Genomic DNA, 23,184 nt, shown 5'->3' with positions numbered 1-23,184 from the left:
ATGAACTATATAAAGAACCCGCAGGAAATAGAGCAAAACAGTTTTGCCATCATCGGTGACATTATTGCCGATGAGCACCCGGACTTTCGCTTTGTCAGTGAGATGCAAGAAGCGGTGATCAAGCGGGTTATCCATACCACGGCGGATTTTGATTGGCTGGATATTTTGCATTTCTCACCGCAGGTACTGACCCATATTGCCGAGGGTATCCGCCGGGGTTGCACCCTTTATACCGATACTACGATGGCGATGTCCGGTATTAACAAAGTGCTGTTAAAGCAGATGGGATGCGAATGCCGTTGTTACATCAGTGACCCACGGGTGGTGGAGAGTGCGCCGCGACAGGGTATTACTCGCTCGATGGCCGCAGTGGATGTCGCTCTGGCAGAGTCAGGTGAAAAGCTATTTGTGTTTGGTAATGCTCCGACTGCGTTGTTCCGCTTGTTGGAACGCCACGCCACACCGATCGCGGTCATTGGCGTGCCGGTGGGGTTTGTCGGGGCGGCTGAATCCAAAGATGCCTTGGTTGCCAGTGATCTGCCGTGCATTGCAGCACTTGGGCGCAAAGGGGGCAGTAATGTGGCGGCAGCCATCATCAATGCCATCCTCTATCAGTTGCGGGGGGCGCTATGAGTGAGGCTACTGTCAATGACAGTCAGATGCTGCAAAACCAGCAATTAGACAGTATTTGGCATAACGGCAAACAATATCGCAAAGGCTACACCACCGGCTCTTGTGCGACCGCGGCGGCTAAAGTGGCGGCGCTAATGGTGTTGCGCCAGCAAGTGATTGACCAGATTTCAATTGTGACGCCTTCCGGTGTCACGTTATGCCTGAATGTAGAACAACCCCTCATTGAGGGCCAGCAAGCTACGGCGGCCATCCGCAAAGATGGTGGTGATGATGTTGATGCCACCCACGGCATGCTGATTTTTGCTCGCGTCACGCTGTGTGAACAGACGGAAATTACTCTGCGCGGTGGTGAAGGGGTCGGGACAGTGACACGTAAAGGTATTGGCCTCCCCGTCGGTAGTTCAGCCATTAATCGTACACCGCGCCAGACCATCGAGGCGGCGGTGCGTGAGGTCATCGGCCCGTTACGCGGCGCTGAAATAGAGATTTTTGCTCCCGAAGGGCAAGAGCGGGCGAAAAAAACCTACAACGGGCGGTTAGGGATCCTCGGTGGCATTTCCATCATCGGTACTACCGGCATTGTGACACCGATGTCGGAAGAGAGTTGGAAACGCTCGCTGGCTCTGGAATTGGAGATGAAGCGCGCGGCGGGTGAAGATCGCGTCATTCTGGTACCGGGCAATCATGGCGAGCGCTTTGTCCGCGACCATCTGGGCCTCGACAGTCAGCGGGTGGTGACTATGAGTAATTTCGTCGGCTATATGTTGCAGGAAACTGTGCGACTGGGTTTTCGCCAGGTGCTGCTGGTAGGGCATCCCGGCAAATTAGTGAAAGTGGCCGCCGGTATCTTCCATACCCACAGCCATATCGCGGATGGCCGCATGGAAACACTGGTTGCCCATCTGGCGCTGATGGGGGCGCCGCATGCGCTATTGCTTGAAGTAAACCAGTGTGACACCACTGAAGCGGCGATGGAGTTGATTGCTGAGCAGGGGTGGCAGGCGGTCTACAGCCGTATTGCCGAGCGTATCTGTGAGCGCATTGCTGAAATGATGCGTTTCTCCGTTAATCCGCCGCAGTGCGATGCGATTTTATTCTCTTTCGATAATCAGGTGTTAGGCAGCAGCCGGCCCCTGGATGAGATTGTGGAGGCATTGCGATGATTACTGTTGTCGGCATCGGCCCAGGTGATATCGACTATCTGACCCCTGAAGCCCGGCGGGCTATCAGCCAGGCTGAAGTGTTGGTGGGCGGGAAGCGCCATCTGGCAACATTTAGCAGCAATCTTCGAGAGTCCCGCTTGTTAGATGCCGATCTGCTGGGGTTACTGGAGTGGCTGGATAGCAACAAGGCACGCGCCATTGTGGTACTGGCTTCCGGTGATCCTCTGCTGTATGGCATTGGCAAACTGCTGGCGGCGAACTTCGGCACTGACGAGCTACATATTGTGCCCGGCATCAGTGCCATTCAATATCTGTGTGCCAAAGTGGCGCTGGATATGAATGACCTTTTTCTTACCAGCAGCCACGGGCGGGTGCCCGATTTTGACTGGATTTTCCAGCATGACAAGGTGGCGATGGTGACTGACAGTGTTATCGGCCCACGCGCCATCGCTGATGCATTACATCAGCGTGGTCTGTCCCGCACCTTGATTATCGGTGAAAACCTGTCACAACCCAATGAACGTATTCACCGTCTGTCGCAACAACAGGTAGCGGCACGTTATGACATGAATGTGGTGGTGATCCTCAATGAGAGATGATCTGTTCTTACGCGGGCAAAAAGTCCCGATGACCAAAGAAGCGGTGCGCGCATTGGCATTGGAACGGCTGGAGTTACCTTGTTACGGCCATCTGATTGATGTGGGGGCCGGAACGGGCAGTGTGGCGTTGGAGGCGGCAATGCGCTTCCCCGATTTGCAGGTCACCGCGATTGAGCGCAATCCGGCAGCACTGGCGTTGATTAGCGAAAACCGCCAGCGGCTGGGTTGCCACAACGTGGCGATCATCGCAGGCGTTGCCCCGCTAGCTAATACTGCCGCAGCCGATGCCATTTTTATTGGTGGCAGCGGCGGCCATTTAACCGATCTGATTGATTGGGCGCTGATGACGCTAAAGCCCGATGGCCGTTTGGTACTGACCTTTATTTTGCTCAATAACCTTAATGACGCGTTGGCTCACTTACAGCGCTGCGCTGTCAGTCAGTTAGATTGCGTGCAATTGCAACTCTCCACCCTGACCCCTTTGGGCAGCGGGCACTATTTTAAACCTAATAATCCTACTTATCTTATTTCCTGCCACAAGGAGGCGCGCAATGTCTGAGCATCCTGATGCTGCATCAACAGCGGTAATACCATCCTGGGATACACAAAAAATCTGGTTTGTCGGCGCAGGGCCAGGCGACAAAGAGTTGATCACCCTAAAAGGCTACCGTTTGTTACAGCAAGCAGAGGTGGTTATCTACGCCGGTTCGCTGATCAATACCGAACTGCTGGAATATTGTTCGCCCGAGGCACAATGCCACGATAGCGCGGGTTTGAATTTGGAACAGATCATCACACTGATGGTTGATGGTGTGCGTGCTGGCAAGTTAGTCGTGCGGTTACAAACCGGTGACCTCTCTTTGTATGGTTCGATCCGTGAGCAGGGGGAAGTGCTGAGTGAGCACGGTATTGGTTTTGTGTCGGTACCGGGTGTCAGTGCTTTTCTTGGCGCAGCGGCGCAACTGGGGGTGGAATACACCGTGCCGGAAGTGGCGCAGAGCTTGATTATTACCCGAATCGAAGGGCGAACCCCGATGCCGCCGCTGGAGCAACTGGAGGCGTTTGCCGCGCACCAAACATCGATGGCGATTTTCTTGTCAGTACAAGAGATGGACCGCGTGGCTGAACGTTTGATTGCTGGCGGATACCCAGCGACGACTCCTGTTGCGGTGGTGTACAAAGCGACATGGGCTGAAAGCCGCACTGTGCGCGGTACGCTGGCTGATATCGCCGAATTGGTTCGCGCCGCTGCTATTCATAAAACTGCACTGATTTTGGTGGGGGCGTTCCTCGGTGATGAATACCACTATTCCAAACTCTATGATGCGGGGTTTAGCCATGAATATCGTCAAGCCTGAATCCATAGCGGTGTTTTGCCTGACTCCGGGCGGGGTGCGGTTGGCGCGGCGTTTGCAGACCCACTTGCCGCTGACCTGCTTTACCAGTGAAAAACTGTTGGAACCGGGTTTTCTGCCGTTCAATGGCAGTTTTGGCGACACCCTCCGTGAGGCATTTAAACAGTATTCGGCACTGGTGGTGGTTGGGGCTATCGGCCTGACAGTGCGGGTTATCGCACCGTTGGTGAATGACAAAATGAGTGATCCGGCGGTGGTGGTGATTGATGAGCGTGGGCAACATGTCATTAGTCTGTTGTCTGGTCACGTGGGGGGCGGCAATACGTTAACCCGTTATTTGGCGGGCATTCTCGGGGCCGATCCGGTGATAACCACGGCAACCGACGTTAACCAGATGGCGGCATTGGATACGCTGGCGACCCAACTGGATGGCGAAATGCAGGATTTTCGTCACGCCGTCAAAGTGGTCAATCAAATGTTGGTCAGCGAACAAAAAGTGGGTTTGTGGTGGGATACGCCTCTGCTGGCTGAGCGTGAACGCTGTGACACTCGTGGTTTTGTACCGGTTGATTCGCTGGATCAATTGCCAAAACTGGATGCGATAGTTTGTGTCACGTTGCGCGACAGCCTGCCTCCATTACCGTTACCGGTGTACAAACTGGTGCCACGCCGGGTGGTCGCGGGTATCGGTTGCCGCCGGGCCACCTCGCTGCAAACCTTGGTTGAATTGTTACAACAGCAAATGGCCGAGAATCACTTTGACGTCATGGCGCTGCGGGCTATTGGCAGTGTCACTATCAAAAAAGATGAACCCGCGCTACATCAATTGGCTCAGTGCTGGCGAGTACCGTTCGAACTGTTCAGTGTCGGCGAACTGAGCCGCCATGAGCAACGTTTCCCTGCTTCTGATTTTGTCCGCCAAACGGTGGGTGTCGGCAGCGTTTCACAACCGGTCGCCTGGCTGATGAGCGACGGTAAATTGGTTGGCAATACTCTGCGTCAGCAGGGCGTCACCATCACTCTGGGAGTATCGCATTAATGTTAACCGTAATTGGCATCGGGCCGGGCAGTGAATCGATGATGACGCAGGAAGCTATCGCCGCAATCCGCGACGCGGAAATTATCGTCGGTTATAAAACCTATACCCATCTGGTGAAACCCTTGACTGGGGATAAGCAGGTGATCAAAACCGGCATGTGTAAAGAGATAGAGCGCTGCCAAACTGCCATTGATCTGGCGCTGGCGGGCCATAACGTGGCGCTTATCAGCAGTGGTGATGCCGGAATCTATGGTATGGCGGGGTTGGTGCTGGAGCTGGTAACGCAACAAAAATTGGAGTTAGAGGTGCGGTTGGTGGCTGGGATCACCGCCAGTATTGCTGCAGCCTCGTTACTCGGCGCGCCACTAATGCATGATTTTTGTCATATCAGCCTGAGTGATTTGATGACGCCGTGGGCGGTGATCGAAAAACGCATTGTCGCGGCAGCGCAGGCTGATTTTGTTATCTGTTTCTATAACCCACGCAGCCGTGGCCGTGAAGGGCATCTGGCCCGCGCGTTTGAGTTAATGCAGCCGTGGAAGCGGCCGGAAACGCCAGTCGGGGTAGTGAAAGCCGCCGGGCGTAAAAAACAGGAAAAATGGATCACTACGCTGGGTGAGATGGATTTCGAACCGGTGGATATGACCAGTCTGGTGATCGTCGGTAATCAGGCGACCTATTGCCGTGATGGGTTGATGATCACGCCACGGGGCTATTCATTGTGATGAGCCATCACCCTTATCCACCGATTCATGTCTTTGGCGGTACCAGCGATGCACGGTTGATTTGCCAATTGCTGGATGCCGCAGAGCAACGCTATAGCCTGTCGGTTGCCACCGATGCCGGTAAACAACTGGCGGGGGATATTGGGGGTGAGGTCATGGTTGGGCGGATGGATGCAGGGGAGATGGCTGATTTTTTGGCGACCAGACAGGTCCAGTGGGTGATTGATGCCTCGCATCCTTATGCCTGCATGCTCAGTGACAATGTGGTGGCGGCCTGCGAACAGTTGCATGTCACGCTGACCCGTTACCAACGGCCAAGTGAAATTGATGTTCTAAGCCACCCTCTGCTGCACAAGGTCGATAGCGTTGCGGCGGCCTGTGAGGTGGCACAACAGTTGGGGCCGCGGGTGTTACTCACAACCGGCAGCAAGCAGTTGGCTGAATATCAACGTGGGCTGGCGGGCAAAACTTTACTGGTTCGGGTGCTGCCCACGGCGCAAGTGCTGAACCAATGTGAAGCGCTGGGATTGGGGGTAGACCACATTATTGCACTGCGTGGGCCATTCAGTGCGTCGTTCAATCAGGCACTGTATGAGTTTTGCCAGCCGGATGTGGTTATCACTAAAGAGTCTGGTGCCCAGGGGGGATATCAGGAAAAAGTCGCCCCCTGTCTGGCACTGAATATCCCCTGCATTGTGGTGTGTCGCCCCGCCAGCGTGGTATTGGGCGGTATCGGTCAACAAGTGACGTCATTGGATGAATTTAGCCAACATCTGACCCACTGGCAGCAACAACGAGGACAATAAAATGAAAAAGGCACTGTTGGTGATCAGTTTCGGCACCAGTTATGAACAAACCCGCCAAAAGAATATTGATGCTTGCGAACAGCAACTGGCGGCAGCTTACAGCGATCGTGATGTCTTTCGCGCGTTTACCTCGGAGATGATCATCCGCAAATTGCGCAAACGCGATGGTTTGCTGATCAACAACCCGCGGGAAGCGCTAAAACAGCTGGTTGAACAGGGCTATCAGGATGTCGCTATCCAATCGCTGCATGTGATAAACGGCGATGAATACGAAAAAATTGCCAATGAAGTGCGCACCTTTAGCGACTGTTTCCATCGTCTGGTATTGGGTACACCGTTATTAAGTAGTTTTGCCGATTACCAACAATTGCTGGTGGCGTTACAGGCTCAAATGCCGGTGCTGGCTGCCGATGAGCGGGTGGTCTTTATGGGCCACGGTGCCAGTCATTATGCTTTTTCAGCCTATGCCTGTCTGGATCATCTCATGACCTCGCTGCACTTCCCGGCATTGGTGGGCGCGGTAGAAAGTTATCCAGAAATCAGCCATATCATTACCCGATTGCAACAGCAGGGGGTGCGTAAAGTGCACTTAATGCCGCTGATGTTGGTGGCCGGTGATCATGCCATCAACGATATGGCCTCTGATGAACCGGACTCATGGCAATCGCAACTGGAGGCCGCCGGTATCTGTGCTCACTCCTGGTTACAAGGATTGGGCGAGAACCCATTGATACGTCAAATGTTTGTCGAACATCTGGACCAAGCCTTACAACAAAAACAGCAGGAGGCAGCGTAATGAGCGGCAGACTTTATGCGTTAGGTGTTGGCCCTGGTGCCAGTGATTTGATTACGGTACGCGCAGCACGGCTGATAGCCAAACTCGATGTGCTGTATGCGCCTGCCGGGCGTAAAGGCGGCGACAGTCTGGCGCTCTCTATTGTGCGTGAATACCTTTCACCACATACCGAAATCCGCACCTGTCACTTCCCTATGAGCGCTGATGACAGCGAGAAGCAAGCGGTATGGGATGAGGTGGCGCAGCAGTTGCAATCGGAAGTGACCAATGGCCGCCAGGTGGGATTTATCACCCTCGGCGATGCCATGTTATTCAGCACATGGGTGTTTTTATTGGAACGCATTGGGCGGCCTGATTGGTTGGAAATTGTACCAGGCGTAACCTCATTTGCCGCCATTGCCTCGCGTGCTGCGTTACCGCTGGCGATGGAGCAGCAGTCACTGGCCATCATGTCCTGTACCGCACCGGAAGCCGAATTGGAGCGCGCACTGCGGGATCACGACTGTGTGGTGCTCATGAAGGTCTACGGCCGCTTTGCCCGGATCCAGGCGCTGCTGGCACGGTTGGAGCTGTTCCCACATGCGCTGTTGATGTCGGAAGCCTCATTACCCGGCGAAGTGTGCTGGCGTCAGCTTGATAGCATCGCCGCTGACCAGCCATTGCCCTATTTCTCGACCATTTTAGTGAATAAACAGAAATTAGTTAATGAATAACAGTGATTTAATCAATAACGGATCGTTAAGTTTTTTAACCGATATCCAAAGTGATTGGAGCAACTAATGGAAATGGAAAAAGAGTTAAAGAAACTCTCGTATAGCGGCGTGGCAATGGCAATCCTGCTTACGTTGGCACCGAATGACGTTTTTGCCATGCACATTATGGAAGGTTTTCTGCCGCCGATGTGGGCGCTGGCTTGGTGGGTGCTGTTTCTGCCATGCCTATTTATGGGATTGGTGCGCTTAAAGCAGATTGTGGCAGAAGACAGCAATCAGAAAGTGTTACTGGCTCTGTGTGGTGCGTTTATTTTCGTGCTCTCAGCACTGAAAATCCCGTCGGTGACCGGCAGTTGCTCGCACCCTACAGGGGTAGGGTTGGCAGTCATCTTGTTTGGGCCGGTGGTGGTGGCGGTGTTGGGGGCGATTGTACTGCTGTTCCAGGCACTATTACTGGCACACGGCGGGCTGACAACGCTCGGTGCTAACGGTATGTCGATGGCGGTGATCGGGCCGGTAGTGGGTTATTTGGTGTGGAAATTGGCCTGTAAAGCAGGATTACGCCGTGATGTTGGGGTTTTCCTCTGTGCCATGTTGGCAGATTTAACCACTTATTTTGTCACCTCAGTACAACTTGGCTTGGCGTTCCCCGATCCACAATTTGGTATCAGCGGTTCAGTTATCAAGTTTATGGGGGTGTTCTGTATTACCCAGATCCCGATTGCGATTGCTGAAGGGTTGTTGACGGTCATGATTTACGACCAATTGACCAAACGGCGCTTAATTCACGCGGAGAGCCACTAACATGAAAAAGACCCTGATCCTGCTGGCAATGGTGATTGCACTGGTTATTATGCCGTTCTTTATTAATCACGGCGGCGAATACGGTGGCTCGGATGGTGAGGCTGAAGCGCTGATCCAACAAACGGCACCGCACTATGAGCCTTGGTTCCAGCCATTATATGAACCTGCCAGTGGTGAAATTGAGAGCCTGTTGTTCACGCTGCAAGGTTCCATTGGCGCGGCGGTGATTTTCTATATCTTGGGCTACTACCGGGGGAAACGCGGTGAGCATGCTGGGGATTGATAAACTAAGCTATCAAAGCCGCTGGCGGCAGGTTGACCCAATAGGGAAACTGGTGCTGTATGGGGTTTTCCTGCTGCTGGCGATGCTCAGCCCGCCGCTCTATCAGGCGTTATTGCTGATATTTATCGCCGCGCTGACCTGCTACTTGTTACGCGTTGGCCCGCGCCGTTATCTGCGCTGGCTGGCTATCCCGCTGTCATTCCTGTTGGTGGGGCTGGTGACCATTGTGTTATCCCTTTCTCGTCAACCGGAGAGCATGTGGTGGAGTATACAAATCGGTAATTGGTGGTTCGGTATCGATAAAGTTGGCCTAACCACCGCCAATCAAACCTTGTGGCGCAGTCTGGCTGCGTTGGCTGCTACCTTCTGGTTTGTGTTGAACACGCCATTCCCACAACTTATTCAGATACTTAAACGTTGCCATGCTCCCCGTTTGCTGACCGAGCAAATTTTGCTGACCTGGCGCTTTATTTTTATTTTGGCTGAAGAGGCTGCCGCTATCCATCATGCGCAGTCCCTGCGGTTTGGTTATATCTCATTGCGTACTGGCTACCATTCGCTGGCTATGTTGGTGAGTATGCTATTTACCCGCGTGATGATCCGCTATCAACAGATGGTTATCTCGCTGGATATGAAACTTTATCAGGGTGATTTCCACCTGTAAGGCAGGATTTGATGTTAGCCACCAGGCAGTTAGGTTTCAGCTATCAGGATGAGCAGGTATTGCAAGATCTGACGCTGGATTTCAGTCAGCACGCGGTCACCGGTGTCTTGGGTGCCAATGGTTGTGGCAAATCCACCTTGTTTATGAATCTGACCGGTATTTTGCAACCCCAGCATGGCAGCGTGCTGTGGCAAGGCGAGCCGCTGAGTTATAAAAAGGCCAGCCTGCGTGAGTTACGCCAACGGGTGACAACGGTATTTCAAGACCCAGAACAGCAGATTTTTTATACCGACATCGACAGTGACATCGCGTTTAGCCTGCGCAATCTCGGCGTAGAGGAAGCAGTGATCGCCGCACGAGTGGATCGGGCGCTGACACTGGTTGATGCGCAGGGTTTTCGCCATAAATCTATTCAGCACCTCAGTCACGGCCAGAAAAAGCGGGTGGCGATTGCCGGTGCACTGGTGATGGAAGCGGAGTATCTGTTACTCGATGAGCCGACTGCCGGGCTGGATCCGGCGGGGCGTCAGCACATGATTACCATCATTGAACGCATTGTGGCGGAAGGGAAACGGGTTATTCTCTCCAGCCATGATATCGATTTGGTCTATAAGGTTTGTGACTATCTGTATGTCTTATCTCATGGTCGCCTGATGATGGCCGGTGAAACGACCGAGGTGTTTCTGCAACAGGATAAACTGCGTGCTGCCGGGCTTATCCAGCCATGGTTGGTCAAAATGCACTGCGAGCTAGGGTTACCGCTGTGCAAAACGGAAGAACAACTTTTTGCGTTGATGCGTCAGCGTGAAACCGAGGAGGCGCAATGAGTTTATCGGTGATGGTGCAAGGTACCGCATCTGATGTAGGTAAGAGCGTATTGGTGGCTGGGCTATGCCGTATTTTTATGCAGGATGGCTATCGTTGTGCACCGTTTAAATCGCAGAACATGGCGCTCAACTCAGGTATTACGCCGCAGGGTGAGGAAATGGGGCGGGCACAGATTTTTCAGGCTGAAGCCGCAGGTATCGCCCCTGATGTGCGCATGAATCCGGTACTACTCAAACCCACCAGTGACCGTAAGGCGCAGGTGGTACTGATGGGCAAAGTTGCCTGCAATATGGATGCGGTGGAATACCATCAATATAAGCCGCAATTGCAGCAACAAATCAGCGAGGTTTACCACAGTTTAGCCAGTGAATATGACGTCATGGTGCTGGAAGGGGCGGGTAGCCCGGCAGAAATTAACTTGCGTGACCGCGATATCGTCAATATGGGGATGGCGGCAATGGCCGATGCACCGGTGATATTGGTGGCTGATATCGATCGCGGTGGGGTGTTTGCGGCTATTTATGGCACCTTGGCCCTGTTGCATCCGCATGAAAAAGCGCGGGTCAAAGGGGTGATAATCAATAAGTTTCGGGGTGACATTGCGCTGCTTAAACCTGGGTTGGAACAGATTGAAGCGCTGACGAATGTGCCGGTATTAGGGGTAATGCCGTGGTTGGATATTGATCTGGAAGATGAAGATGGTGTGGCGTTACAAAATGGCAAATATCAGCATGCGGCGGAAAAAGCGCTGGATATTGCCGTCATTCACTTGCCACACATTGCTAACTTTACCGATTTTAATGCGTTGGCGGCTCAGCCAGATGTGCGCCTGCGCTATGTTTCGCAGCCTTCAGCCTTGGGTCAACCGGATCTGATTATTCTGCCCGGCAGCAAAAATACCTTGGGCGATTTACAGTGGTTGCATCACAGTGGGTTGGCCGCCGCGTTATTGGCACAACATCAACATCAGGTACCGGTACTGGGTATCTGTGGCGGTTATCAGATGTTGGGAAAACGTATTATTGATGGTGTGGAATCTGGTCTGGAACAGATGGATGGCCTGGGTTTGCTGGATGTGGAAACGCAGTTTGCACAGGACAAAGTGACAACGCGGGTCAGTGGCTATTGTCTGGCGGGCCTGCCGGGGATGCTGGAAAGCTGCGGCGAGCAGCAACTGGAAGGCTATGAAATCCATATGGGTGCATCCCTGCTCGGGGCGGCAGCCAAGCCTTTCGCACAATTGACATTGCGTAACGGGCAAGTGGAGCAATGGCGGGAAGGGGCGGTGAATGCCGACGGCAGTGTGCTGGGCAGCTATATTCATGGCCTGTTTGACAGCCACAACTTCACGCGCACACTGCTGGACAATTTGCGCCAACGTAAAGGGCTGGTGGCATTTGACGGTATGGCGGTTAATTACGCTGAACATAAGCAGCAACAGTTTGATATTCTGGCAGCAAGTATGCGACAACATATTGATATTGAAAGTATTTATAAAATAATGAAAACACATCGACAGGAGAGCGCACAGTGATTTTGATTACCGGAGGTGCGCGCAGCGGCAAAAGTTCGCTGGCTGAGCGGTTAGCGGCACAGGCGGCTGAGCGGGTGTTTTATATTGCGACCTCAGTGGTGACGGATGTGGAAATGGCCGCGCGGGTTGAGTTACATCGTGCCAGTCGCCCGGCACACTGGCGTACCTGGGAAGGTTATCGGGATCTGGGGGCGGTGTTAGATCAGCAAGTGGAACCCGGCGAAGCGGTGATGTTGGAGTGTATTACCACCCTTATCACTAATCTGCTGTTTGAACAGGCAGGTGATACGCCACCGGAGCAGATGGATTTCACGTTACTTGAAGTGGGGATTCAGCAACAGATTACCGATCTGCTGGCCGCTTGTGCTCGAAGTTCAGCACCGATTTATTTGGTGACGAATGAACTGGGGATGGGCATTGTGCCGGAAAATCGTTTAGCACGGCATTTTCGTGATATCGCCGGTCGGGTCAACCAGCGCCTGGCCGCTGCTGCTGACCAAGTGTTTCTGGTTGTTTCCGGCATTGAGGTAAAAATTAAATGAGCTTGCGTCTATTTCTCGCCACCTTGCAGTTTATGACCCGGATTCCGGTGCCGGAGCGCTGGACGCAAGGATTGTCGATGGATCAGTACGAACGCGGCATTATCGGTTTCCCGCTGATCGGGCTGATTGTCGGTATCATCGGCGCGCTGGTTTTTACCCTGCTGGCCCCTTGGTGTGGCATTCCGTTGGCAGCACTGGGTTATGTGTTGGCACTGGCGCTGGTTACTGGCGCTTTCCACCTTGATGGCTTGGCAGATACCTGCGATGGCGTGTTTTCCGCTCGTAAACGCGAGCAGATGTTGGAGATCATGCGTGATAGCCGCCTTGGTACTAACGGCGGTTTAGCCTTGATCTTTATCGTGGTAGCGAAAGTGCTGGTTGTAAGTGAACTGGCACTGCGCGATGTGCCGATGCTGGCGATGCTAATGGCAGCATCAGTGGCCGGGCGCACGGTGATTGTGTTGTTGATGTACCGCCAGCGTTATGCCCGTGCAGGCAACGGCTTGGGTAATATTTACATCGGTAAAGTTACCGGCCGGCAAACTGCCGTCACATTAGTGGGGGGCGCAATACTTACCCTGTTACTGGGAAAAGGGACTGCGCTGCTGGCACTGGTGATTACCATGGCGGTAGTGCTGCTGTTGGCAACCTATCTGCGTAGCCGTTTAGGTGGGCAAACCGGTGATACATTGGGTGCGGCGGCCGAAATAGGTGAGTTAGTGTTTTTGCTGGCGCTGTTGTAGCTGCTTTGCAATGACGGCGTTATTTCCTGAATAATCTCAATATTGAGCCATTCTATGCGACTTTTTCTGGTACGCCACGGGCAAACCGAGGCCAATTTGCGTGGTGTTTTTTGCGGACTGACCGATTTGGCGCTGACACCACAGGGTGTGGAGCAGGCCGGATGGGTGGCAGGTTGGTTGGCGGATGTGGATTTTAGTCAGGGCGTCAGTAGCCAGTTGCTGCGCGCGCGCCATACCGCCGATATCATACTCGCTGGGCATCGGGTGAGCGCCGATAGCGACGGGCAATTAAATGAAATGAATTTTGGCGACTGGGAAATGCGCCATCATCATGATTTACAACGGGAAGACCCAGATGCATGGGCACAATGGGTAGCCGACTGGCAACTGGCAAGCCCCACCGGAGGGGAGTCATTCCCTCAGTTCTCTGCCCGGGTTGAAGAGGTTATCCAGCCACTGTTGTTAGCATCAGGCACTTCACCACAAAGTAGTGATAACAATCGGCTACTGGTTGCCCATCAGGGGGTATTAAGCCTGATGTTGGCTCGTTTGCTGGCCATGCCAGCGGCGGCTATGTGGCACTTTCATTTTGATCAGGGGGCATACAGCGTACTAGAGATCCATGATGGATTTGTCACGCTGCGTGCGTTTAACAGTCGGGCTGTTTGGCAGCCTGCAACACGAGGTTAAGTACATGCAAACACTTTCATCGATTCTGCGCACGATTGCGCCGCTGGATAGCAAGGCAATGGCCCGAGCACAAGTGCGCTTGGATGGCTTACTGAAACCACCGGGTAGCTTAGGCCGCCTGGAGCAACTGGCGGTTCAACTGGCCGGTATGCGGGGGTTATATGGGCATCAGGTTGAGCGCAAACAAATTATTGTGATGGCAGCAGATCATGGCGTCTACGATGAAGGCGTGGCTATTTCACCTCGAGTAGTCACTCTGGTTCAGGCGTTGAACATGGTGAAAGGCGTAACGGGTGTTTGCGTGCTAGCGGCTAATGCCGGTGTTGAAGTGAAAATTGTCGATGTGGGTATTGATAGCGATACGCTACCCGGTGTGGTGGATATGAAAGTGGCACGAGGCAGCGGCAATATCGCCCGTGAAGCGGCAATGACGCGCCAACAGGCGGAGGATCTACTTTGTGCCAGTGCGCTGTTGACATTACGGCAGGCGGCTGAAGGCGTGAAAGTGTTTGGCGTTGGTGAGTTGGGTATGGCGAATACTACGCCAGCAGCGGCGATGGTCAGCGTGTTTACTGATAGCGACCCCGAGTTGGTGGTGGGGATCGGGGCTAATTTCCCTAGCGCGCAGTTGCATCATAAAGTGGCGGTAGTGCGCCGTGCTATCGAAACCAATCATCCAGATGCCAGTGATGGTATTGATGTGTTGGCGAAAGTGGGGGGGTTTGATTTGGTAGGTATGACCGGCGTGATGCTTGGTGCGGCGGCGGCGGGGTTACCGGTGGTGTTGGATGGTTTCCTCTCATATGCCTCTGCGTTAGCGGCTTGCCGTATCGCACCGGGAGTCCGTGACTATTTGATCCCATCTCATCTATCAGCAGAAAAAGGTGCAGTCATTGCTCTAAGTCATCTGCAACTCGAGCCATACTTGCAAATGGGCATGCGGTTAGGTGAGGGCAGTGGTGCCGCAATTGCCATGCATTTAGTGGATGCCGCCTGTGCTATGTATAACAATATGGGGTTGTTGGCTGAAAGTAATATTGAATTACCCATTCCCCTTCGTCCTTGAAATTACAGGGGTGTTAGCTACGTTCATTACTCGGCCCATCCTTGGGCCTCGTCTCGTTGAGGCCGCCGCAAGCGGCGTTCAAATCGGTTCCTGACCGATTTGTCACCCGAATCACTTACATGAGTAAGCTCATCGGGGTTCTTTCTCTTGCTGCTTACCTGTAATCCCAATGACTTTGGGGGGCCTTAGTCCTTGAAATTACAGGGGGTGTTCCCTTCGTCCTTGAAGTTGCAGGGGATTCGCTATATCTACCTGCAACTCGAATGGCTTTGAATTGTTAAGGGGTTTTTAGTCGTTGAATAATCAGATAGTGTTATTATCAAAAAATAAGTTAGGTTACGCATTAACATAATTGGATAGTGACATGCAGAAGCTTCTTTTTTCCGGTCGTATCAATTTGAAAATGATCCGCTATTTCTTAGCCGTATCAGAAGAACTGCACTTTGGAAAAGCCGCTGAACGCCTTCATATCTCGCAACCACCGTTAAGCCTGCAAATTAAAGAGCTGGAAGATGCTTTGGGTTTCCCTTTATTTATCCGGGACAGCCGTAATGTGGTATTAACTCTGGCGGGTGAGATGATGCAGGCTGAGATGAAAGAAGTCTTTGAGAATATAGAAAACTCACTAAGCCGCGTGTCTTATATTGCCCGCCATGAGCAAAGCCACCTCAATATAGGCATTATTGGTTCGGCGCTTTGGCACCAGTTATTAGAGAAATTCAAACTTTTTAAAACGCTTAACCCTAACACCACGTGGTCTTTGCATGAGTTTCCGCCTAGCAAGCAGTATGAAGCGCTATTAAGTAAGAAGCTTGATATCGGCTTCTGGCGTTGTGCTTCCCTGGAGCAGAGCCCGGCGCTGGTCTACCAGTGCGTTGAGAAGCAGCGGGTTGCGGTTGCGGTGTCTAATGAGAGCGCGCTGGCAGATAAAAAAATGCTCTCGTTGAAAGAACTCTCCGGCCAGAATCTAATATTCCTCACTTTTGCTAATTCTGGCTACTCCAAGAATTTATATAATAGTTGCCTCGCCGCAGGTTGTAAGCCGCTGACTATTTATCAATTTGATGAGCCGCAAACCCAATTGGCTTTCGTAAACAGTAATCTTGGTATCGCTCTGGTGCCTGAAAGCATGCAGGAAATCCCATGGCCTAATATTAAGTTCATCCCGCTGATAGATAATCTCTCTGCCGATCTGTTTGCCGTTTATCATCCCGGCAGCATGACGCGGCCACTGGAGCGGTTGCTTGCGTTATTTTAATGCCGCTGTCACTCAGCCTTAACCAACATGACCATGGCAATAACCACTAAAGTGGCCCCTACGGCGATCTCCTGCCAATTTATTGCCTGCCCTAGCACCACATTGGTCGCAATCACCGACAGCGGTATCAGATACACATAACCTGATACTTTGGCCGGAGAGAGCACACCGCAAGCTTTTTGGAACAGGAAGAAACTTAACGCGGTGGCAAAGGTAGCGAGATAGAAAACCCCACTCCAGGTTATAACGCTAATATTTCGCCATTCAATTTCTGGCAGTTGATAGGCGACAACTGCGGTTAATAATAGTGTGGCACAGATCAAACTCCAGCCAGTGAGAACCAACGCCAGTTCGCCACGATGCAACTTTTTCACCACGATGGGATTAAGCGCCATTCCTAAGCAGCCGAACAGGAATAAATAATCAGACGGCATAAGCGACAAATGTAAAAGTTGAGACAAATCGCCCTTAAATATAATGAGCAACGCACCTAAAATCCCCATTAATAAAGCCGCCAGCACTGACCATGTCGATTTCGATTTAAGTAACAGCATGCTCATTATCAGGCTCATTAAAGGCACTGTGGTGTATAACGCACTCGAATTTAATGCGCTGGTGGTTTGAAGTGAAAATATCATGCAAGCAAAATAGAGTAATGGCGGCAAACTAATTAGCGTGTAGCGGCCTAAATCACGCAGTTTAGGTAATTTCAATAACCCCTGGCTTACCAGTAACACCATAAAAAGCAGGCTGGCAATGGCATATCTTAACCAGGTGATAACCATGGGAGGCAAGGCATTGCTGATAGTGGCGCTGGCAATAAAAGAGCCTCCTAGCAGGGCGGTAAACCCCAGCATTTGCAAATGTGCTTTAACTATTTTTGTTGTCATGTGCATACCTATTACCCTCTTGTGATCGACGATAATTGCGTGGAAATGCACCGTGAACCATTACCTTTTCAGTATGGATAAGCGGGATTTTAGTATTGGTTGTGTCATAACCCACTACATATGATGGAGAAGAATATCTATCTCTCTACCTATTTATTATTTAGCCGATTTATTGAATAACCCGGTTACTTGATAAATAAAAAATAATTAAGGGGTTTTATTATGACGACAGTAAATTCAAACAGTAATGCTGGTTTCAGTGAATTACCCTTTCAGGCTGCCGCGTATATTCAGAAAATAAAGCCCGGATTTAAGCCTCAGGCGGCGTTTATTTTAGGCTCAGGCTTGGGCGATTTGGTGGCACAAATTACCAATGAAACCACCCTCAGTTACGCCGATATTCCCGGTTTCCCGGTCAGTTCAGTGCATGGGCATGCGGGGGAGCTGGTTCTTGGTGATCTGTTTGGTGTCCCTGTGATGTGTATGAAAGGCCGTGGCCACTTCTATGAAGGGCAAGGCATGAGCATCATGACCAATCCGGTACGCACATTTAAACTGATGGGATGCGAGTTTTTATTCTGTACTAACGCCGCTGGTTCGCTACGGCCAGAAGTCTTACCGGGTTCGGTGGTGATGCTTAAAGATCACATTAATACCATGCCGGGAACACCGCTGGTTGGTCCTAATGATGATCGCTTTGGTCCACGTTTCTTTAGCCTGGCGAATGCCTATGATAAAGGCTTGCGCGCCGATATGGCTAAGATTGCCCAACAGCTTGATGTCCCTCTGACCGAAGGGGTGTTTGTCTCCTATCCTGGTCCTTGCTTTGAAACGCCAGCCGAAATCCGCATGATGCAAATCATAGGGGGTGATGTGGTGGGGATGTCGGTGGTGCCAGAGGTTCTGTCTGCGGCCCATTGCGGCTTAAAAGTGATTGCGTTAACCGCAATTACCAATCTGGCAGAAGGCTTGTCTGATGTGGTTCTGTCTCACGAACAAACCTTAAAATGCGCCAAATTGGCCTCGGTTAATTTCACCAAACTGATTGAAGCTTTCTTGAAAAGCAAAGCCTCAGCCGCTCGATAAATAAACTATTAACCTTTTGGTCAGTCCCCTACTGGCGTCATTGCGGCTCGCGGGCAGTAGGGGATACCGCTGAAGAGGGAAGTACCCTACAGACTCAATAAGCAAATAATATTCCCTCGACACCTTTGTATCACGGAGAATAAAAATGATAATAAAAAAACGGCTTAAAGTTATGTTCTTCCTCCAGTTCTTTATCTGGGGTGCCTGGCTGGTGACCTTGGGTGCCTATATGATGAATACCCTCCATTTTACCGGTGCGCAGGTGGGGCTAGTCTATGGTGCGAAGGGAATTGCCTGTATTTTAATGCCAAGTATTATCGGTATCATTGCTGACCGCTGGATTAAAGCCAATATTCTCTATGCCTGTTGCCACCTATTGGGTGCTGTTGCGCTGTTAATTGCGGCCAATGTTTCCGACCCTACTGTTATGTTCTTAGTGATGCTGTTTAATGCGATGGTTTATATGCCGACAATTGCATTAGCGAATACGATTTCTTATATCTGTCTGGAAAAGGCCGGGCTGGATACGATTAAAGATTTCCCTCCGGTACGCGTTTTTGGCACGGTGGGGTTTATTTTTGCCATGTGGGCTATCAGTTTATCCGGTTTTGAATTGAGCAATATTCAACTCTATATTGCTTCAGGTGCGGCGCTGGTATTGGCTATGTATGCACTTTCATTACCCAGTTGCCCCACCTCTAATGCTAAGAAAGATCGCTCATGGGTTAACCTTTTAGGGCTTGATGCTTTTGTTTTGTTTAAACAAAAGAAGATGGCTATTTTCTTCTTATTCGCCATGTTACTGGGTGCTTCATTACAGATTAGCCATACGTTTAGCAGCCCATTCCTGCACGATTTTGCCAAGAATCCACTTTATCAGGATAGCCTCGTGGTGCAGTACCCGTCGCTCTTGTTATCGATGGCGCAAATTGCCGAAGTCTTTTTCATTCTGACCATTCCCTTCTTCTTATCTCGCTTTGGTATTAAGCGTGTGATGATGATCAGTATGATTGCCTGGACTCTGCGTTTCACCTTGTTTGCCTATGGTGACCCGTCCGCCAGCGGCATTGTTTTATTGCTATTATCCATGGTGGTCTATGGTTGCGCCTTTGATTTCTTTAATATTTCAGGGGCGATTTATGTCGAAAAAGAAGTCGATCACAATATCAGAGGTAGTGCACAAGGCTTGTTTATGACGATGGTAAACGGCGTCGGGGCGTATGTTGGCGCGATAAGCAGCGGGCATGTGGTTGATTACTTTACAGTCGATGGCGTAAAAGATTGGAATAGTATTTGGTTATCCTTTGCTGCGTATACTGTCGTGCTGGCGATTGTTTTTGTCTTCGCTTTTCACTATAAACATGATCCGACCGAGCTGAAAGAACGCCAATTATCTCATTGATTATATATTATATTTTAACTATTCCTGGCTCTGATTGAGGTGCGTGGAATAGAAAAAAACCGCCAGGTAGGCGGTTTTTTTGTGCTGGTCAGGTAAGCGGCCTTTCCAGCAGGGCTTTGTTAGCAACGTAACGCAAGCGCAATCTAGTGTCGATATTTTGTCTGATTACCACTCACTGTCAATTTTAGTTCAAGAGAATAATTACTTACTCTTGTTCTGAATCCCGCGTGCACCTAAGTTGTTATTATCAACTTGTGGCAAACCAGTGGTTGCTGAAGAGGATAATAAACCGGTTTCAACATAGTTAAACAGCTTTTCACGGGTGTCGGTGATATCCAGGTTACGCATAGTCAACTGACCGATACGATCGTCAGGTGAGAATACGGAATCCCCTTTCTCCATGGTCAGGCGCTCTGGTTTGTAGGTCAGATTGTCAGATACAGTATTGAGAATCGAATAGTCATTGCCACGGCGCAGTTCCAGTGTCACTTCACCGGTAATTTCGCTCGCAACCCAACGTTGCGCAGAATCGCGCAGCATCAATGCTTGTGGATCAAACCAACGGCCCTGATACAGCAGACGACCCAACACCCGGCCATTGGCATGATATTGCTCGATAGTATCTTCGTTATGAATACCGGTCAGCAGACGCTCATAAGCGATATGCAGCAACGCCATCCCTGGGGCTTCATAAATGCCACGGCTCTTGGCTTCGATAATACGGTTCTCAATCTGGTCGCTCATCCCCAAACCGTGACGGCCACCAATACGGTTGGCTTCCATCATCAGCTCAACACTGTCGTCAAACACCACGCCATTTAGAGCAACCGGATACCCACGTTCAAAACGGATAGAGACTTCTTCCGCTTTCACTACTACGTTTTCATCCCAGAACTTCACGCCCATAATCGGGTTAACGATTTTGACGCTGGAATTAAGGAATTCGAGGTCTTTGGCTTCGTGAGTGGCACCAAGCATATTGGAGTCAGTGGAATAGGCTTTCTCAGTCGACATTTTATAGTCGAAACCAGACTGAATCATAAACTCAGACATTTCATGACGACCGCCCAATTCATCAATGAAATCAGTATCCAGCCACGGTTTGTAAATTTTCAACTCAGCATTGGTCAACAGACCGTAACGATAGAAACGCTCGATATCGTTACCTTTATAGGTACTGCCATCACCCCAGATATTGACACCATCTTCTTTCATGGCGGCAACCAGCATGGTACCGGTGACAGCCCGGCCCAGCGGCGTGGTATTAAAGTAGGTCACACCAGCGGTGGTGTTATGGAATGCACCACATTGAATGGCTGCGATACCCTCAGCAACCAGTTGTTTCCGGCAATCAATCAGACGGGCTTTCTCTGCACCATACTCCATTGCTTTACGCGGAATTGCATCGTAATCCTCTTCGTCAGGCTGCCCCAAATTGGCGGTATATGCATAAGGAATTGCGCCTTTTTTCTGCATCCACAACAGTGCTGCACTGGTGTCCAGGCCACCAGAAAAAGCAATACCAACACGCTGATTAATAGGGAGGTGTTTGAGAATAGTTGTCATCAATTAAATCCTGTATGAATTAGGTCTGTCTGGCAAAGGTTTCAATGCCTACATTGATATCGCAAAACCCCTATTCTAGTCAAAGACATTTTGCATATTTATGTATGTTTCATTGCATAAGTATTTCATCACCACTTTGGTGAAATGATGTTTCACTAAAATTTATCGCATGTTCTATTATGAGATCTGCAAGGGTTTTTTACCGAGGACAAAACGTTAAAATTTAACGCGGGCAATCACCATTGTAAATCAGCGCATCGGGATGTTTCACCATAGTGGTGGAAAGCGCTGATGTATGCAAATGGACGTGATTCCAGGGGCAGTTAAGTTGAAAATCTTTCACGCAAACGCGTGGTATAAAAAGCGAAAATCCTATCGGGTGCTGTTTTGGCGTGAGATAACGCCACTGGCTATCCCACTGTTTATTGAAGGGCTTTGTGTGCTGCTGATGGGGGTGTTTAGCACACTGCTGGTGAGTTGGTTAGGTAAAGAGGCCATGGCGGCGGTGGGGCTGGCGGATAGCTTCAATATGTTGATTGTGGCCTTTTTTGCCTCTGTTGCGCTGGGAACATCGGTCGTGGTGTCATTTAGCCTCGGTCAGCGCAAACGCAAACAAGCACAAACGGCAGCACGTCAATCGATCTCTCTACTGGTGCTCATCTCATTATTTTTAGTGTTGCTGGTGCATTTTACCGGTGAGACGATTATTAATCTGATGGCCAGTCAAGCCGATCCCTCCGTTAAGGCGATGGCGCTAACCTATCTGCACTTGACCGTCTGGAATTATCCCGCAATGGCCATCACCTTGGTGGGTTGTGGTGCACTGCGCGGAGCCGGTAATACCCGATTACCGATGTTCATCAATATTATGATGAACATTCTCAATATTGCTATCAGCAGTGTATTGATTTACGGCCTATTTAGCTGGCAGGGCTTAGGCTTTATTGGTGCCGGTATCGGTATCACGCTTTCTCGCTATATTGGCGCGCTGGTGGTGGTGCTAATGCTGATTTTTGGTGCCAATCACACCCTGCGCATCCCGTTCAAAGCGTATTTTATGCCGTTTACCTCGGCGATTATGTTTGAGGTTTTGAGTATTGGTATTCCCGCGAGTGTTGAGTCAGTGATGTTTAGCATTGGCAAACTGATTACTCAGCGTTTTGTGGCGGGGATGGGGACTGAAGTGATCGCCGGTAATTTCATCGCATTTTCAATTGTCGGGCTGATTAACTTGCCGGGCAATGCATTGGGCTATACCTCGACGATTATTATTGGTACGCGGTTAGGGAAAGGGCAGATTTTACAACCGATCCGCCAACTCAAGCATATCTTCTGGTTATCGACGGTTGGAGTGTGTTTTATCGCGCTGTTATCGATCCCCAGCGCAGGTTTTCTGGCTTCGTTGTATACCAACGAGCCGGGCGTCATTACTGTTGTTAAGCATCTCATCTGGATAAATGCACTATTTATGCCGATTTGGGCCGCCTCTTGGGTGTTACCGTCCGGCCTAAAAGGGGCGAAGGATGCCAGTTACACCATGTGGGTGGCACTGGCCGGGATGTGGGGTTGCCGGATTATCGCCGGTTACATTTTGGGGGTGACGCTGGGATTTGGCGTTATTGGCGTGTGGATGGGCATGTTCCTCGACTGGATAGTGCGCGGCGTGCTGTTTTATCGGCGAATGTCCTCTGGCCGCTGGCTATGGCGTTATCGGCCCACAGCCTGACCACTAAGGTTCATCTGCGCCCGTTTGCGGGCCAAGGCACGGCGACTATTATCGTTTTTTAGTGGCCGCAGGTGGCCGGTAAATGATGTGCAATAGCGATGCCAGGCAGCGCTCGGTAACGCACTTTTATCTTAAGTCGAATTATTAAGCATTTTCTCCCGCGTGCCGATAACACTATAAGTTCCACCATGGTGAGAATGAGAAAAGGCAATGGACAGGCGTGGGACGAGAGGGCACCGTGCGTACTGTACTTTCCTGTTCCCGAATGAAAGG

25 protein-coding genes are annotated in these 23,184 nt (G+C 50.9%); 23 read left to right on the top strand and 2 right to left on the bottom strand.

Translation table 11 applies throughout. From position 1 onward, the window contains the following. From A6J67_RS17705 to A6J67_RS17610, 20 genes are all read left to right on the top strand, one after another. Window positions 1-633 (top strand): cobalt-precorrin-8 methylmutase, encoded by a 633-nt coding sequence (locus A6J67_RS17705; RefSeq protein WP_042569500.1) that lies wholly within the window; start codon window positions 1-3, stop codon window positions 631-633. Further along, window positions 630-1,796 (top strand): cobalt-precorrin-5B (C(1))-methyltransferase CbiD, encoded by a 1,167-nt coding sequence (gene cbiD / locus A6J67_RS17700; RefSeq protein WP_042569501.1) that lies wholly within the window; start codon window positions 630-632, stop codon window positions 1,794-1,796. The genes A6J67_RS17705 and cbiD overlap by 4 nt, the downstream gene beginning before the upstream one ends. Next, window positions 1,793-2,395, top strand: coding sequence for a cobalt-precorrin-7 (C(5))-methyltransferase (locus A6J67_RS17695; RefSeq protein ID WP_032906387.1), 603 nt, complete (start codon window positions 1,793-1,795; stop codon window positions 2,393-2,395). Before cbiD ends, A6J67_RS17695 begins: the two co-directional genes overlap by 4 nt. Next, entirely contained in the window at window positions 2,385-2,954 is a 570-nt protein-coding gene (locus tag A6J67_RS17690) for a decarboxylating cobalt-precorrin-6B (C(15))-methyltransferase (protein ID WP_042569502.1), read from the top strand. The genes A6J67_RS17695 and A6J67_RS17690 overlap by 11 nt, the downstream gene beginning before the upstream one ends. Then, window positions 2,947-3,753: a cobalt-precorrin-4 methyltransferase gene (locus tag A6J67_RS17685; protein ID WP_032906390.1), complete on the top strand. Its 807-nt coding sequence runs from the start codon at window positions 2,947-2,949 to the stop codon at window positions 3,751-3,753. The genes A6J67_RS17690 and A6J67_RS17685 overlap by 8 nt, the downstream gene beginning before the upstream one ends. Further along, the gene (gene cbiG / locus A6J67_RS17680; RefSeq protein ID WP_042569503.1) at window positions 3,734-4,789 is read left to right on the top strand and encodes a cobalt-precorrin 5A hydrolase; all 1,056 of its coding nucleotides are present in this window, start codon (window positions 3,734-3,736) and stop codon (window positions 4,787-4,789) included. Before A6J67_RS17685 ends, cbiG begins: the two co-directional genes overlap by 20 nt. After that, window positions 4,789-5,514 (top strand): precorrin-3B C(17)-methyltransferase, encoded by a 726-nt coding sequence (locus A6J67_RS17675; protein ID WP_032906393.1) that lies wholly within the window; start codon window positions 4,789-4,791, stop codon window positions 5,512-5,514. Before cbiG ends, A6J67_RS17675 begins: the two co-directional genes overlap by 1 nt. Next, entirely contained in the window at window positions 5,514-6,320 is an 807-nt protein-coding gene (locus A6J67_RS17670) for a cobalt-precorrin-6A reductase (RefSeq protein ID WP_042569504.1), read from the top strand. Before A6J67_RS17675 ends, A6J67_RS17670 begins: the two co-directional genes overlap by 1 nt. Before the next feature lies 1 nt (window position 6,321). Then, window positions 6,322-7,116, top strand: coding sequence for a sirohydrochlorin cobaltochelatase (gene cbiK, locus A6J67_RS17665; RefSeq protein WP_042569505.1), 795 nt, complete (start codon window positions 6,322-6,324; stop codon window positions 7,114-7,116). Continuing rightward, the gene (locus tag A6J67_RS17660; protein ID WP_050287999.1) at window positions 7,116-7,829 is read left to right on the top strand and encodes a cobalt-factor II C(20)-methyltransferase; all 714 of its coding nucleotides are present in this window, start codon (window positions 7,116-7,118) and stop codon (window positions 7,827-7,829) included. The genes cbiK and A6J67_RS17660 overlap by 1 nt, the downstream gene beginning before the upstream one ends. A 66-nt stretch (window positions 7,830-7,895) precedes the next feature. Next, complete coding sequence (gene cbiM, locus A6J67_RS17655; protein ID WP_005185360.1) at window positions 7,896-8,633, top strand: cobalt ECF transporter S component CbiM; 738 nt, start codon at window positions 7,896-7,898, stop codon at window positions 8,631-8,633. 1 nt (window position 8,634) lies between these two features. Continuing rightward, a complete protein-coding gene (locus A6J67_RS17650) occupies window positions 8,635-8,916 on the top strand; it encodes an energy-coupling factor ABC transporter substrate-binding protein (RefSeq protein ID WP_005185363.1) in 282 nt (93 codons plus the stop codon). Continuing rightward, on the top strand, window positions 8,903-9,580 hold the full coding sequence (locus A6J67_RS17645; RefSeq protein ID WP_032906397.1) for an energy-coupling factor ABC transporter transmembrane protein: 678 nt from the start codon (window positions 8,903-8,905) through the stop codon (window positions 9,578-9,580). Before A6J67_RS17650 ends, A6J67_RS17645 begins: the two co-directional genes overlap by 14 nt. 11 nt (window positions 9,581-9,591) lie before the next feature. Then, window positions 9,592-10,407: an ATP-binding cassette domain-containing protein gene (locus A6J67_RS17640; RefSeq protein WP_080608307.1), complete on the top strand. Its 816-nt coding sequence runs from the start codon at window positions 9,592-9,594 to the stop codon at window positions 10,405-10,407. Further along, window positions 10,404-11,942, top strand: a complete 1,539-nt coding sequence (locus A6J67_RS17635; protein WP_050297514.1) for a cobyric acid synthase — start codon at window positions 10,404-10,406, stop codon at window positions 11,940-11,942. The genes A6J67_RS17640 and A6J67_RS17635 overlap by 4 nt, the downstream gene beginning before the upstream one ends. Then, complete coding sequence (gene cobU / locus A6J67_RS17630; RefSeq protein ID WP_032906402.1) at window positions 11,939-12,484, top strand: bifunctional adenosylcobinamide kinase/adenosylcobinamide-phosphate guanylyltransferase; 546 nt, start codon at window positions 11,939-11,941, stop codon at window positions 12,482-12,484. The genes A6J67_RS17635 and cobU overlap by 4 nt, the downstream gene beginning before the upstream one ends. Then, window positions 12,481-13,227, top strand: a complete 747-nt coding sequence (cobS, locus tag A6J67_RS17625) for an adenosylcobinamide-GDP ribazoletransferase (RefSeq protein ID WP_032906404.1) — start codon at window positions 12,481-12,483, stop codon at window positions 13,225-13,227. Before cobU ends, cobS begins: the two co-directional genes overlap by 4 nt. A 54-nt stretch (window positions 13,228-13,281) precedes the next feature. Further along, window positions 13,282-13,917: an adenosylcobalamin/alpha-ribazole phosphatase gene (locus tag A6J67_RS17620; RefSeq protein ID WP_005185380.1), complete on the top strand. Its 636-nt coding sequence runs from the start codon at window positions 13,282-13,284 to the stop codon at window positions 13,915-13,917. A gap of 4 nt (window positions 13,918-13,921) precedes the next feature. Further along, window positions 13,922-14,983 (top strand): nicotinate-nucleotide--dimethylbenzimidazole phosphoribosyltransferase, encoded by a 1,062-nt coding sequence (gene cobT, locus A6J67_RS17615; protein ID WP_050072918.1) that lies wholly within the window; start codon window positions 13,922-13,924, stop codon window positions 14,981-14,983. A gap of 364 nt (window positions 14,984-15,347) precedes the next feature. Continuing rightward, window positions 15,348-16,241, top strand: coding sequence for a LysR family transcriptional regulator (locus tag A6J67_RS17610; protein ID WP_005185386.1), 894 nt, complete (start codon window positions 15,348-15,350; stop codon window positions 16,239-16,241). Between the two features lie 8 nt (window positions 16,242-16,249). On the opposite strand, the gene A6J67_RS17605 is transcribed toward A6J67_RS17610, so the two are convergent. Next, a complete protein-coding gene (locus A6J67_RS17605) occupies window positions 16,250-17,098 on the bottom strand; it encodes a DMT family transporter (RefSeq protein ID WP_050297563.1) in 849 nt (282 codons plus the stop codon). Between the two features lie 255 nt (window positions 17,099-17,353). Between A6J67_RS17605 and xapA the strand changes: the two genes are divergently transcribed. Further along, complete coding sequence (gene xapA / locus A6J67_RS17600) at window positions 17,354-18,217, top strand: xanthosine phosphorylase (RefSeq protein WP_050297513.1); 864 nt, start codon at window positions 17,354-17,356, stop codon at window positions 18,215-18,217. A 145-nt stretch (window positions 18,218-18,362) separates the two neighbouring features. Further along, complete coding sequence (locus tag A6J67_RS17595) at window positions 18,363-19,619, top strand: nucleoside permease (RefSeq protein ID WP_005185393.1); 1,257 nt, start codon at window positions 18,363-18,365, stop codon at window positions 19,617-19,619. 201 nt (window positions 19,620-19,820) lie between these two features. On the opposite strand, the gene argG is transcribed toward A6J67_RS17595, so the two are convergent. After that, a complete protein-coding gene (gene argG, locus A6J67_RS17590) occupies window positions 19,821-21,185 on the bottom strand; it encodes an argininosuccinate synthase (protein WP_005185395.1) in 1,365 nt (454 codons plus the stop codon). Between the two features lie 328 nt (window positions 21,186-21,513). Here argG and A6J67_RS17585 point away from each other — a divergent pair, with 328 nt between their 5' ends. After that, complete coding sequence (locus tag A6J67_RS17585; RefSeq protein ID WP_042570132.1) at window positions 21,514-22,911, top strand: EmmdR/YeeO family multidrug/toxin efflux MATE transporter; 1,398 nt, start codon at window positions 21,514-21,516, stop codon at window positions 22,909-22,911. The last annotated feature ends 273 nt before the right edge of the window (window positions 22,912-23,184 follow it).

This window comes from Yersinia sp. FDAARGOS_228 (genome assembly GCF_002073315.2).
Lineage (GTDB): Bacteria > Pseudomonadota > Gammaproteobacteria > Enterobacterales > Enterobacteriaceae > Yersinia > Yersinia intermedia.
The sequence above is the reverse complement of the archived record's forward strand: the minus strand, read 5'-3'. Positions and strand labels throughout refer to the sequence as shown.